This is a genomic window from Brevibacterium sp. Z349TD_9, assembly GCF_056173565.1.
This window is the reverse complement of sequence record NZ_CM149680.1, coordinates 1,577,945-1,589,559: the sequence shown is the minus strand read 5'-3', so window position 1 is coordinate 1,589,559 and position 11,615 is coordinate 1,577,945. Positions and strand designations below refer to the sequence as shown.

Genomic DNA, 11,615 nt, shown 5'->3' with positions numbered 1-11,615 from the left:
CGGGCCCAGAATCGACTCGGATCCTCCTCAGGGACACGCGCTGTGCGCCCGCAGGGTTGCTGCGCGCCCGCAGAGTTGTGTGACCGTCGGATTGCCGCGAGGCCCCGGGGTGCTGGAGCGCGGACGTGGGACGTGCTTCGTGCAGACCTCGTCCAGGGTCGAGCGAGCGACAAGAGGACTTGGCGCAGAGAACGTGATGCGGACGACGCTGAGCGGTGCCGGGTCACGAAGTAGGCTTGGGTCCATGAGTGGCTCCTCGAAACGCGTCTTCGTCGCCCGCCTCATCTCCGCTCCGGTCTTCGACCCGCTCGGGGATCAGGTGGGTCGTGTCCGCGACGTCGTCGTCGTCTACCGCACGACGATGCGCCAGTTCCCGCGCGTCATCGGCCTCGTCGTCGAGGTCCCCGGACGCCGCCGCGTCTTCGTCCCCATGGGCCGGGTCACCTCGATCGACGCCGGGCAGGTCATCACCACGGGACTGGTGAACATGCGCCGGTTCGAACAGCGCCGCTCGGAGACGCTCGTCGTCAACGACCTCCTCGACCGTCGTCTGCGCCTGCGCGAGGACGACTCCCCCGTCCAGATCGAGGACGTCGGCATCGAGCAGCAGGTCAACCGCGACTGGGAGGTCACCCGTCTCTTCGTCCGTCGCGTCCAGGAGCGCACGGCCTTCTCCGCCTTCCGCCGCCGCGGCGAGACGATGCAGATCTCGTGGTCCGATGCCGACCACCCCGCCGACTCCGCCCAGGACCAGGAGGCCACCCAGCTCATCGCGGCCTACCAGGACACGAAGCCCGCCGACCTCGCCGACGTCCTCTTCGAGATGACCCCCGAACGCCGCCTCCAGGTCGCCCGGGCCCTCGACGACGAACGCCTCGCCGACGTCATCGAGGAGCTGCCGGATGAGACGCAGGTCGAGCTCCTCTCCGCTCTCGACACCGAGCGCGCGGTCACCGTGCTCGAGGAGATGGAGCCCGACGACGCGGCCGACCTCCTCGGCGAGCTCACCGATGAGCAGGCCGAACGGTTCCTCACCCTCATGGAGCCCGACGACGCCGAGGACGTCCGCACGCTGCTCTCCTACGACGAGCACACCGCAGGTGGTCTGATGACGACCGAACCGGTCATCCTCACCCCGGAGACGACCGTCGCCGAGGCGCTCGCCCACGTCCGTCGGGAGGATCTGCCGGCCGCGCTCGCCGCCGCTGTCTTCGTCTGCCGCCAGCCCATCGAGACGCCGACGGGGAAGTTCCTGGGCATCGTCCACATCCAGGAGATGCTGCGCCATCCCCCGCACGAGGCGGTCGGTATCATGCTCGACACCGAAGTCGACGCGATGCCCCCGGACACATCGCTGGCCGAGGTGACGAAGCTGCTCGCGGCGTACAATCTGGTGTCGGTGCCGATCACCGACGACAACGACCGACTCATCGGCGTCGTCACCGTCGACGACGTCCTCGACGAGCTGCTGCCCGAGGACTGGCGCACGACCGGCCGCGATGACCACAGGAGGGGGTAACCATGCCGACCGACGACTTCGACGTCCCCCGCTCGTCCAAACGCAAGCTGCCCCGGTTCGCGATCTCCCCGGAGACGTTCGGACGCGGCGCCGAGGCGTTCGCACGGTTCATGGGCACCCCGGCGTTCCTCGTCGGCATGACGGTCTTCTGCGCCGTCTGGCTGATGTGGAACACGCTGCTGCCCGAGTCCGTCCAGTTCGACCCGCGGTCGCTCAACTTCACCCTGCTCACGCTCATCCTCTCCCTGCAGGCCTCGTACGCGGCCCCGCTCATCCTCCTCGCCGAGAACCGCAGCGCCGACCGCGACCGCGTCGAGTTCGAACACGACCGGCAGCGGGCCGAACGCAACCTCGCCGACACCGAGTACCTCGCCCGTGAGGTCGCCGCCCTGCGCATCGCGATGCGCGAGGTCGCGACCCGCGACTTCATCCGCTCCGAGCTCAAGGATCTGCTCAAGGAGCTCGAGGACGAACGCTCAGAGAGCGGGAAGGACGAGCAGGTAGGGTCGAAGTCTCGAGACAGGAAGGGACAGGGATGAGACGAACGAGCCCGACCGACGAAGCCGTGCGGCAGGCGCTGGCGACGGTCATCGATCCCGAGATCCGGCGCAGCATCGTCGAGCTCGACATGGTCGAGGATGTCACCATCGACGGCGGCAGGGTCACCGTCACCGTGCTGCTCACGATCGCCGGCTGCCCGCTCAAGGACACCATCACCCGAGACACCGAGGCGGCGCTTGCCAAGGTCGACGGCGTCACCGAGGTGGTCGTCAGGCTCGGCACGATGTCGCCCGAGCAGCGCACGGCGATGCGTGAGAAGCTCCAGGGTCCCGGCGGAAGCCGCGAGGTCCCCTTCGCCAAACCCGATTCGCTGACGAAGGTCTATGCGATCGCCTCAGGCAAGGGCGGGGTCGGGAAGTCCTCGGTGACAGCGAACCTCGCCGCGGCACTTGCGAAGCAGGGCCTGCGCGTCGGTCTCGTCGACGCCGACATCTACGGGTTCTCCATCCCCACGATGTTCGGCCTCTCCGGTCAGCCGACCCGCGTCGACGAGATGATCATCCCGCAGGTCGCCCACGGGGTGAAAGTGATGAGCATCGGCATGTTCGTCCCCGGCAACCAGGCCGTCGTGTGGCGGGGCCCGATGCTCCACCGCGCCCTGCAGCAGTTCCTCACCGACGTCTTCTGGGGTGACCTCGACGTCCTCCTCCTCGACCTGCCGCCCGGCACCGGCGACATCGCAATCTCCGTCGCGCAGCTGCTGCCGAACTCCGAGCTCCTCGTCGTCACCACCCCCCAGCAGGCCTCGGCTCAGGTCGCCGAGCGGGCCGGTGCCATCGCCACGCAGACCAAGCAGCCGATCGCCGGTGTCGTGGAGAACATGTCGTGGATGGAGATGCCCGACGGCACCCGGATGGAGGTCTTCGGCAGCGGCGGCGGTGCCACGGTCGCGGGGAACCTTGCGACCACCACCGGCACCGAGGTGGAACTGCTCACCCAGATCCCCCTCGACACCGCGGTGCGGGAGGGCTCGGACGCCGGGACCCCCGTTGTGCTCACCGACCCCGAGTCCCCGGCGGCGCAGGCGTTCACGACGCTCGCCACCCGGCTCGCGCAGCGCACCCGCGGTCTCTCCGGTCGCTCCCTGGGACTCAGCCCCGTCTGAACGAAGGCCTCCCACCGAAGAGCGGCAGCCGAAGCCCCGACCATCACGGTCGTCTCCCATCTCTGCAACGATCGGGCAACACTCGTGTGATCTGCGACCCGCGACGACGGGCGGACTCTCACTACAAGGCAGACGTCGTTCCAGGTCAGAGCCGTGGCAACGGTCCGAGAACGCAGGACTGTTCGGCGCAGCGCCCGGCCGTGCGCCCCCTAGACTGGATGTGCGGATTCCCGCCGACCATCTGCACTCTCTCCCCGCAAGGACCTCCATTTGACGCGCACTCCCCGACTGCTGTCCAGACTGACGGCGCTCACCGCAGCGTCGACCGCACTCGCCCTCCTCTCCGGATGCGTCGTCACCGGCACGACCCGCGGCGACGATGAGGCCTCGGATTCGGCGACCGTGGAGTCGCACCGGAAGAACGCCCGAGACAATCTCGCCGCCGTCGACGCGAGCCTGCGCAGCTACGCCGTCGTCGACGAGACCTCGACTCCGAAGCTCCACGCGCATCTCTTCGGCATCCCCGGCGCGGACTCACTCAACGAGGCGACCGAGCGAGCCGTCCTCGACAGCTTCGACGCCGCGGGTGCCTTCGCCGGTCGCAAGGCCTTCAGCCCCGTGCTCACCGACCCCTCCCTGCGCTGGGATCCCTCGGCATTCACGACAGCGACGACCGCCTCGGCGGGATCGACACCGAAGGACACCGACACCGGCGCGGACGTGGACATCAGCAATCGCGTCCTCGCCGCGGGCGGGATCTTCCTCCTCAGCGCCGTCGCCCGGACCGACGCTGCGGGACCCACGGCGAGCCCGAACGCGGGATCGACCCGGGTCTATCTCACCGACCTCTCCGCCGACACGACCGTCGACGCCGCCGAGCTCTTCACCGGCGACATCGAGGACTCCGCGATCTCCGTCGATGACTCGGGAGCGCTCCTGCTCGACGGAGAATCGGTGCGCGGCGACGAACTCACCGATCTCGGACTCCAGGTCGCCGACGCCCTCCACACTCCCCTCTCCCTGCCGCAGGGCACCGATGACCGCGATCCCGACTTCTCCTGTGCGCTGCTCCCGTGCGTGGCGCTGACCTATGACGACGGACCGGGCGAACCCGACGTCGAGGATCGCCTGCTCGCGGCCGCGAAGTCTGCGAAGGTCCGCCTCACGTATTTCCTCCTCGGCAAGAACGTCCGGCACAGTCCCGACGTCGTCCGGAGGATGGCCGAGGCCGGACACGAGGTCGGCAACCACTCCTTCGACCACCCGCAGATGTCGAAGAAGTCCCCCGAGACCGTGCGCAGGCAGGTCGAGGACACCGACGCGGACATCGAAGCCGCCGGCGGCGGAAAGCCGAACCTCGTCCGTCCGCCCTACGGGGCGCTGACGAAGGCGACGGCGAAGGCGCTCGGTCATCCGGCGATCATGTGGGACGTCGACACCGAGGACTGGCGCAGCAAGAACGCGGGGAAGGTCGTCGACGCAGTGAGGGCGCAGACGAAGCCGGGGTCGGTCGTCCTCATGCACTCGATCCACCCCTCGACCGTCGATGCCGCCCCGGACGTCTTCAGCACCGTCCTCGACCGCGGCTTCTACCCGGTGACGGTGAGCGAGCTCTTCGGCGACCAGCGGCTCGAGAAGGGTGCGGAGTACTTCTGCCGCGGATATGCGACGAAGCTGTGCTCGAACCCCGAACATCCCGAGGTGCGCAGGGACTGACCGGCACAGGTTGCACGCGCGGCGTGAATCAGGTGGCGTTGGCTGGTCCGGTGAGGTCGCGTCGGCGTCGGCGGGTCCGGTGAGGTCGCGGCGCGAGGCTCAGGTGGCGTCGGCTCTGGCGGAGCCGTGCAGAAAGTGACGCGAATTTCAGGTGGCGTCGGCGTCGAAGGGGGTCGGGGCCGAGCGGTCGCGCTTGGCGTACTGGGCCTGGAACCGTTCGATCGGCGACGGGGGCGCTGCCGCAGACGCCGACGTGCCCTCAGCCGTCGATGCGGCTGCTGCCGTACCTGCAACCGCCGCCGGTGCGGCGCCGCTGCCTCCCTGCTCGCGGCGCTTGGCCTCGCGAATCGCCGAGTCCTCCTCGACGAGGGCCTCGCGGACGATGCGGCGGGGATCGTACTGGCGGGGGTCGAGCTTCTGCCAGTCGACGTCCTTGAAGTCGTCGCCGAAGTCCCGCTTGACGTTGTCCTTCGCGCCTTCGGCCATGCGGCGGAGCTGGCGGACGGTGTCCCGCAGCTTCTGCGCGTATTCGGGGAGGCGCTTGGGCCCGATCACCACGAGTGCGACGATCACAAGGATGACCATCTCGGTCCCATTGATGCCCATGAACATGATCTCCATTCTAACCTCCCCGCAGTAGGCTCCTCCCAGGTGGACTCACATGAAGGGAGGGTGAATGGACGACGTCGTCGTCGAGCGGGTGCTGCGCATCGTCGAGTTCGTCCCCTCTGGTCGCGTCGTCAGCTACGGCACCGTCGGCCTCGTCGCGCGCTGCTCGCCGCGCTATGTCGGACGGGTGATGAAGGAGTACGGGTCGAACGTCACATGGTGGCGGGTGATCAACGCTGCTGGGCGGCTGCCCGACCCGCTGCTCGGGCGCGCCCGGGAGAAGTGGGAGGACGAGGGCACCGCTCATCGTCATGACAAGGCGCTCACCTCGGCGTTCATCACTTTCGAGGAGCTCGACGCGCTGTGGTCGGCACACGGCCGCGACCCGGGCGAGCGGTTAGACTGAGATACGGAACAGCAGCGGTTGAGGAGGGTCGATTGTCACGCGAGCATGCCGGTGATGTCACGTTCTCCGAGCAGTACAACGGACCGGATGCGCTCCTCGACGCAGCTCGCACCCTCTCCCACGAGTACGGGCTCACGCCTGTCTCACAGACGACCTCGTCGGCGCTCACGCTCATGGCGCGTCTGCTGCGCCCCGTCGCCGCAGTCGAGGTCGGCACCGGCACGGGAACGGCGACGCTCTCCCTGCTGCGGGGCATGCCCAACGCCGGCATCCTCACCTCGATCGACACGAACTCCACTGCTCAGGGCGCGGCCCGTGACCTCATCGACCTCGCGGGCATCCGCCCCGGCCGCCTGCGCCTGATGAGCGGTCGCGCCGAGGACGTCCTCGGCCGCCTCGCCCCGAGCGCCTACGACCTCGTCTTCCTCGACATCGACCCGGTCGGGCTCGAGCGGATGATCGAACCCGCGCTGCGCCTCCTCGACGCCCACGGACTCCTCGTCCTCCACCAGACGCTGCTCTCCGGCGCCGTCGCCGATCCCGTCGATCGCTCCCCACGGACGACCGCGGCGCGCACCCTGCTCAGCCGCCTCGGCGACCAGGAACGGCTCGACCGCGTCCTCCTGCCCATCGGAGAGGGCCTGCTCACGCTGCAGAAGACCTGGCAGTGACGCCGGGGCCGACCCCGCGGATGGCGAACACCGGGATCGACCCCGCGGATGGCGAAGCGAGCCTTGTGAATGACGAAGCGGCAGAGACGAGAGTCTCTGCCGCTTCCGGGTCGACCTGTGCTCAGATGCCCAGCGTCTCCGCCAGCGTGTCGTGGAGAGCCGTCGCCTCATCGGCGCTGAGTTCGATCACCAGTCGCCCGCCGCCCTCGACAGGAAGCCGCATCACCATGCCTCGGCCTTCTTTGGTCACTTCCAGAGGTCCGTCGCCGGTGCGGGGTTTCTGAGCTGCCATGTGGGCGCTTCCTTCCATCGATTGAACAGAGCCGATCCGTGCGGAACGGACCAACCGTATTGATCCGATTATTCCACGATCCTGTCCTCAGCGGGGACATCGCCGCGAAACGACCCGATCACGGCGGCAGATCCGAGGGCGGGGTGAAGTGCCAGAGGTATCCGACCCAGACGATCTGGAGGAGGATGAACGCGACGATCACCGCGACCCGGTAGCCGCGCGAACGGACGGCTGAGAGGGTGAGTGCGAGCGGGAAGAGCGGAAGGAGCAGGCGCAGCGTCGAGGTCTGCGGGGTGAAGAAGATGAGCAGGTAGATCCCGTACGCGAGGCAGAAGAGCTGCAGCGTCCTGCCCATCCGCGCCCCTGCCGGGGAGAGGATGAGGGCGACCATGCCGGCGACGACTCCGATGAGGAGGAGCGGCCCGAAGGGACCGACGAGGCTGTTGGCCTGGGCCAGCCACTGGACGAGGTAGGTCGACGTCCCGGTGTGCCAGGCCGCCTCGGTGTCGGTGTAGGCCGTCATCGACCCGGTGACGATCCACGCGTGGACGGGGTGGATGAGCGCGGCGGCGCACGAGAGCACACCGAGGGTCCACGATCGGATGACCTCGGAGGGCGGATACGGTTCGGTCCGACGGCGGCGGAAGCGGTCGATGAGGTGGAAGAGGAGGAAGAAGGAGAAGGCGACGCCGATCGGGCGCGAGAGGTCCATGAGGACGACGACGGGAAGGGCCATGAGGTAGCGGCGCTCGACGACGAGGAGGAGCGCGAGGGCCTGGAGGAGAAGGGTGAGCGACTCCGCGTACCCGGTGGAGAACACCGCGGCCGGCGGGAAGACCATGACGAAGGTGAGCGCCGTGAGCGCCTGCCCGGGTGGGACGAACTTCCGGAAGAGCGCGAGGACGACGATCGCGGCGAGGCCCGCGGCGACCGTGGACACGAGCGGAGAGATCACCTCGTAGCTCAGGCCGGTGAGGTCGGCGATCGCACTGACGATCGCCGGGTGGAGCGGATAGAACGCCCACGTGTTCTCTGCGACCCGCCCGGCCTCATCGACCGGCAGCACCGCCGGGTAGCCTTCGGTCGCGACGCGCGCGTACCACGCGGAATCCCAGAAGTTGAGGAAGTCGCCGAGGGTCGTCTCGACCGGGCTCGAGGACCAGTATGCGGGATCCTGGCGACGGAGGACCGCGGCGAAGATCGCGATGCTCACGATCCGCGAGGCGAGGTAGACGCTCAGCGCCTGCACCCAGAGCGGAAGCGTGAGGAAGACGACGCCTGCCCGGTGGAGGCGGGAGGAGTTGAAGAGCTCGGGGAGGATGGTGATGCCGGGGAGGTCTGGGGAGGTGCTCATCGCCTAGTTCTGCGCGGCTTCCAATTCGCTGATCCGCGTCCGCAGCCGACCGATCGCCTCATCGACCTCGTCCATCCGGTAGCCGCGCAGCGCCGGACGGAACCGCAGCTCGTCGACGTCTGCGAGGGTGAAACCCTCGGGCAGTGGGGCGGCGACGGCATCGGACTCCTCGGCGGCCTCGGCGGAGAAGAGATCGAAGGACGCGGCGAGGACGATGACGAGGACGAAGATCGCAGCGGCGACCCCGATGACAATCCACAATGGCATGAGGCCATCTTCGCATATCGGCCTGAGGTCTCAGCGGAGGCCGCGGACCGTATGCCTGGCCGGACCCTCCCCGGTGACGGCGAGCGTGACGGCCAGGGCGTCGGCGGTCGCGGTGACGTCGTGGGCGCGGATGATCGCCGCTCCCCTCTCCACGGCCAGCGCGGTCGCGGCGATCGTTCCGTGGAGCCGGTCGGCGGGTCCGACCTCGCCGACCGCCTCCCCGACGAAGTCCTTCCGGGAGATCGCGAGCAGCACGGGGTAACCGGTCTCGGCGAAACGGCCGAGGTCGCGCAGCAGCCGCAGCGAATGGTAGGAGTTCTTGCCGAAGTCCGGCGTCGGGTCGATGACGATCCGGGTCGGGTCGACTCCGGCGGCCTCGGCAGCCGTGGCCAGGGCCACCACACCGCTCAGGGTCTCGTCGACGACGTCGGCGGCGGTGAGGCCGTAGCGGCTGCGGTGGGCGTCGGTGCGCGGGGACAGACCCCCGGTGTGCGAGCAGACGAGGCCGACGTCGAAGCGGGCCGCGACCTCGGCGACGAGCGGATCCGCACCGGCCCACGTGTCGTTGAGCAGGCCGGCACCGGCGGCGCAGACCGCCTCGGCGACCTCATGGCGCCACGTGTCGACGCTGATGAGGAGGTCAGGACGGCGCCGGATCACAGCCTCGACGACGGGGACGACGCGTTCGATCTCCTCGGCAACGGAGATCTCCCGACCCCGCCCCGCACGGACCCCGCCGATGTCGACGATCCGGGCACCCGCCTCGGCGGCGGCGTCGACGGCCCTCAGCGCCGCCTCGAGGGTCGCGGCGGACTCGTAGAACGAATCGGTCGACCGGTTGACCACAGCCATGATCACCGGGGCCCCGGCGCGGGCGTCGGTGAGCGCGAACCGCGTCGGGCGGGACTCGGCGCCGTCCTTCACTGCTCGGGGCCGGTGCCGTCGACGGGGGCGTCGGGGATCGTCCCGGGCGGACCGATCGTGGCCACGACCTCGTCGATGTCATCGGTGAGCGTGAAGAGGTCGAGGTCCTTCGGGGAGATCGTGCCCTCTCCGATCAGGGTGCTCGCCATCCAGTCGACGAGCCCCCGCCAGTAGCTCGTGCCGAAGAGGACGATGGGAAAGGACGTGACCTTGCCGGTCTGGACCATCGTGAACGCCTCGAAGAGCTCGTCGAGGGTGCCGAAGCCACCTGGCATGACGACGAATCCGCGGGAGTACTTGAGGAACATCGTCTTGCGGACGAAGAAGTACCGGAAGTTCACCCCGAGTTCGACGTGGTCGTTGAGCCCCGATTCGAAGGGCAGCTCGATGCCGAGTCCGATCGACACGCCCCCGGCCTCCGTGGCGCCGAGGTTGCCTGCCTCCATGATCCCCGGTCCCCCGCCGGTGATGATCGCATTCCCGTTCTCCGCGAGCCGCCGGGCGATCTCCCGCGCATCCTCGTACGCCTGGGTTCCGGCGCCGAGGCGGGCCGAGCCGAAGATCGAGACCGCCGGGCCCACCTCGGCGAGCGACCCGAAGCCCTCAACGAACTCCGCCTGGATGCGCATCACCCGCCACGGGTCCTCATGGACCCAGTTCGAGGGTCCCCGGGACTCGAGGAGGCGCTGATCGGTCGTCGTCGTCGGCACCTGGGAGCCGCGCAGGCGCAGCGGACCTTTGCTGTAGAAGGTCGCGTCGTCGGTGGTGTCGGCTGCGGGCTGGTCGGTGCTGGGCTGGTCGGGGCCGCTCTCGTCCGGGCTGGTCTCCACGGGCTCGCGCTCCTCGGTGCGGGTCGTCGGTGCGGGATCGGTGTCGTTCGCCATCGCGCTCATCCCTTCTCGAGGTAGTCGATGAGAGTCCGGGTCGCGTCCTCCACTTCCCGGACCCTGACATGTTCGTCTGACTTGTGGGCGTACAGCGGGTTGCCCGGACCGAAATTCACCGCCGGGACGCCGAGCGCACTGAACCGGGAGACGTCGGTCCATCCGAGCTTCGCCGACGGTTCCGCGCCGAGCGCGGCGAGGAAGTCCTGGGCGATGGGGCGGTCGAGTCCGGGGCGGGCGCCTTCGGCGGCGTCGGTGACGACGACGTCGAAGCCGGTGAAGAGCTCGCGGAGGAAGCCCTCGGCCTCGGCGGCGGACTTCGAGGGCGCGAAGCGGTAGTTGACGGAGATGCGGCACTCGTCGGGCACGACGTTGCCTGCCACTCCCCCGCTGATCGCCACCGCGGAGAGCGACTCCCGGTAGTCGAGGCCGTCGACGGTGACGGTCTCGGAGACGTGGTCGTCGAGGCGGGTGAGCACCTCGGCGGCGGCGTGGATCGCATTCACTCCCATGAACGCGCGGGCCGAGTGGGCGCGCACACCGGTGGTCGTGACGTCGACGCGGATCGTGCCGTTGCAGCCGCCCTCGACGCTCGCATTCGACGGTTCGCCGAGGATCGCGAAGTCCCCGGCCAGCCACTCGGGGTGGGTGCGGGCGACCCGGCCGAGGCCGTTGAGGGCGGCATCGACCTCCTCGTGGTCGTAGAAGACCCAGCTGACGTCGCGCGACGGGTTCCGCAGCGCCGAGGCGGCGGCGAGCTGCATCGCCACCCCCGCCTTCATATCGCAGGCGCCCCGGCCCCAGATGATCTCCTCACCGGCGGCCTGGTCACGTTCCGAGGCGCCGGACTCACGTGCGTCCTCCGTCGGTGCACCGCCCGCCGGGGCCTCGTCTTCCGGGGCACTGCTGTCGGTTCCGTTCTCAACTCCGGACTCACGGGACTCACCCACCTCACCGGTGAGCCGCCTCGGCGGGAGGTTGCCTTCGACGGGGACGGTGTCGAGGTGACCGGCGATGACGATGCGCTCCGGCCGGCCCAAGCCGGTGCGGGCGACGATCGTGTCGCCGTCGCGGAGGATCTCGAGATCGGGGCCGTCACCGGCGCTGATCGCCTCGAGGACGGTGACGACCGCCTCGGCGATCGCACCTTCGTTGCCGGAGACGGATTCGATCGCGCACAGCCGGCCAGTCAGCTCCGCGGGATCGTCGAGCGCGGAGAGCAGATACTGCCCGAGGTCGCCGTCGGGGACGAATGCGGCGGCGGTCTCAGCAGGTGGATGAGCAGTCATACGACTTAGCCTAGTACC

The 11,615-nt window shown here is 69.1% G+C and carries 13 protein-coding genes; 6 read left to right on the top strand and 7 right to left on the bottom strand.

The annotated features are described in order from the left end of the window. Positions 1 to 244: 244 nt before the first annotated feature. The 4 genes from AC0VYB_RS07160 to AC0VYB_RS07145 all read left to right on the top strand — a co-directional run bounded on the left by AC0VYB_RS07160 (position 245) and on the right by AC0VYB_RS07145 (position 4,901). Positions 245 to 1,519, top strand: coding sequence for a magnesium transporter MgtE N-terminal domain-containing protein (locus AC0VYB_RS07160; protein WP_009375210.1), 1,275 nt, complete (start codon positions 245 to 247; stop codon positions 1,517 to 1,519). Positions 1,520 to 1,521: 2 nt separating this feature from the next. Next, complete coding sequence (locus AC0VYB_RS07155) at positions 1,522 to 2,058, top strand: DUF1003 domain-containing protein (protein WP_009375208.1); 537 nt, start codon at positions 1,522 to 1,524, stop codon at positions 2,056 to 2,058. Next, on the top strand, positions 2,055 to 3,185 hold the full coding sequence (locus AC0VYB_RS07150) for an Mrp/NBP35 family ATP-binding protein (protein ID WP_009375206.1): 1,131 nt from the start codon (positions 2,055 to 2,057) through the stop codon (positions 3,183 to 3,185). Before AC0VYB_RS07155 ends, AC0VYB_RS07150 begins: the two co-directional genes overlap by 4 nt. Before the next feature lie 270 nt (positions 3,186 to 3,455). Continuing rightward, positions 3,456 to 4,901: a polysaccharide deacetylase family protein gene (locus AC0VYB_RS07145; protein ID WP_009375204.1), complete on the top strand. Its 1,446-nt coding sequence runs from the start codon at positions 3,456 to 3,458 to the stop codon at positions 4,899 to 4,901. Positions 4,902 to 5,048: 147 nt separating this feature from the next. On the opposite strand, the gene AC0VYB_RS07140 is transcribed toward AC0VYB_RS07145, so the two are convergent. Next, positions 5,049 to 5,522, bottom strand: coding sequence for a twin-arginine translocase TatA/TatE family subunit (locus tag AC0VYB_RS07140; RefSeq protein ID WP_475385108.1), 474 nt, complete (start codon positions 5,520 to 5,522; stop codon positions 5,049 to 5,051). A gap of 55 nt (positions 5,523 to 5,577) precedes the next feature. Between AC0VYB_RS07140 and AC0VYB_RS07135 the strand changes: the two genes are divergently transcribed. Together AC0VYB_RS07135 and AC0VYB_RS07130 are read left to right on the top strand one after the other, a co-directional pair. Next, positions 5,578 to 5,916 carry an MGMT family protein gene (locus tag AC0VYB_RS07135; protein WP_095375814.1) on the top strand — a complete coding sequence of 113 codons (339 nt, stop codon included), beginning with the start codon at positions 5,578 to 5,580 and terminating at the stop codon, positions 5,914 to 5,916. 32 nt (positions 5,917 to 5,948) lie between these two features. After that, positions 5,949 to 6,587 carry an O-methyltransferase gene (locus AC0VYB_RS07130; protein ID WP_009375199.1) on the top strand — a complete coding sequence of 213 codons (639 nt, stop codon included), beginning with the start codon at positions 5,949 to 5,951 and terminating at the stop codon, positions 6,585 to 6,587. 121 nt (positions 6,588 to 6,708) lie between these two features. Here AC0VYB_RS07130 and AC0VYB_RS07125 read toward each other — a convergent pair whose 3' ends face one another. The 6 genes from AC0VYB_RS07125 to dapE all read right to left on the bottom strand — a co-directional run bounded on the left by AC0VYB_RS07125 (position 6,709) and on the right by dapE (position 11,597). Next, complete coding sequence (locus tag AC0VYB_RS07125) at positions 6,709 to 6,879, bottom strand: DUF3117 domain-containing protein (protein ID WP_009375197.1); 171 nt, start codon at positions 6,877 to 6,879, stop codon at positions 6,709 to 6,711. A gap of 118 nt (positions 6,880 to 6,997) precedes the next feature. Beyond that, a complete protein-coding gene (locus AC0VYB_RS07120) occupies positions 6,998 to 8,233 on the bottom strand; it encodes a hypothetical protein (protein ID WP_201670777.1) in 1,236 nt (411 codons plus the stop codon). A gap of 3 nt (positions 8,234 to 8,236) precedes the next feature. Continuing rightward, positions 8,237 to 8,500, bottom strand: coding sequence for a DivIVA domain-containing protein (locus tag AC0VYB_RS07115; RefSeq protein WP_051995470.1), 264 nt, complete (start codon positions 8,498 to 8,500; stop codon positions 8,237 to 8,239). A gap of 30 nt (positions 8,501 to 8,530) precedes the next feature. Next, positions 8,531 to 9,424: a dihydropteroate synthase gene (folP, locus tag AC0VYB_RS07110; protein WP_475385107.1), complete on the bottom strand. Its 894-nt coding sequence runs from the start codon at positions 9,422 to 9,424 to the stop codon at positions 8,531 to 8,533. Beyond that, positions 9,421 to 10,308, bottom strand: a complete 888-nt coding sequence (locus tag AC0VYB_RS07105; RefSeq protein WP_366231725.1) for an LOG family protein — start codon at positions 10,306 to 10,308, stop codon at positions 9,421 to 9,423. The genes folP and AC0VYB_RS07105 overlap by 4 nt, the downstream gene beginning before the upstream one ends. A 5-nt stretch (positions 10,309 to 10,313) precedes the next feature. Further along, the gene (gene dapE / locus AC0VYB_RS07100) at positions 10,314 to 11,597 is read right to left on the bottom strand and encodes a succinyl-diaminopimelate desuccinylase (protein WP_101624854.1); all 1,284 of its coding nucleotides are present in this window, start codon (positions 11,595 to 11,597) and stop codon (positions 10,314 to 10,316) included. Positions 11,598 to 11,615 lie beyond the last annotated feature (18 nt).

What these genes read in the sequence shown, in the direction of transcription:
- AC0VYB_RS07160 (WP_009375210.1), top strand. Translation starts at nt 245, where the DNA reads ATGAGTGGCTCCTCGAAACGCGTCTTCGTCGCCCGCCTCATCTCCGCT.
- AC0VYB_RS07155 (WP_009375208.1), top strand. Translation starts at nt 1,522, where the DNA reads ATGCCGACCGACGACTTCGACGTCCCCCGCTCGTCCAAACGCAAGCTG.
- AC0VYB_RS07150 (WP_009375206.1), top strand. Translation starts at nt 2,055, where the DNA reads ATGAGACGAACGAGCCCGACCGACGAAGCCGTGCGGCAGGCGCTGGCG.
- AC0VYB_RS07140 (WP_475385108.1), bottom strand. Translation starts at nt 5,522, where the DNA reads ATGGAGATCATGTTCATGGGCATCAATGGGACCGAGATGGTCATCCTT.
- AC0VYB_RS07135 (WP_095375814.1), top strand. Translation starts at nt 5,578, where the DNA reads ATGGACGACGTCGTCGTCGAGCGGGTGCTGCGCATCGTCGAGTTCGTC.
- AC0VYB_RS07125 (WP_009375197.1), bottom strand. Translation starts at nt 6,879, where the DNA reads ATGGCAGCTCAGAAACCCCGCACCGGCGACGGACCTCTGGAAGTGACC.
- AC0VYB_RS07120 (WP_201670777.1), bottom strand. Translation starts at nt 8,233, where the DNA reads ATGAGCACCTCCCCAGACCTCCCCGGCATCACCATCCTCCCCGAGCTC.
- AC0VYB_RS07115 (WP_051995470.1), bottom strand. Translation starts at nt 8,500, where the DNA reads ATGCCATTGTGGATTGTCATCGGGGTCGCCGCTGCGATCTTCGTCCTC.
- AC0VYB_RS07105 (WP_366231725.1), bottom strand. Translation starts at nt 10,308, where the DNA reads ATGGCGAACGACACCGATCCCGCACCGACGACCCGCACCGAGGAGCGC.
- dapE (WP_101624854.1), bottom strand. Translation starts at nt 11,597, where the DNA reads ATGACTGCTCATCCACCTGCTGAGACCGCCGCCGCATTCGTCCCCGAC.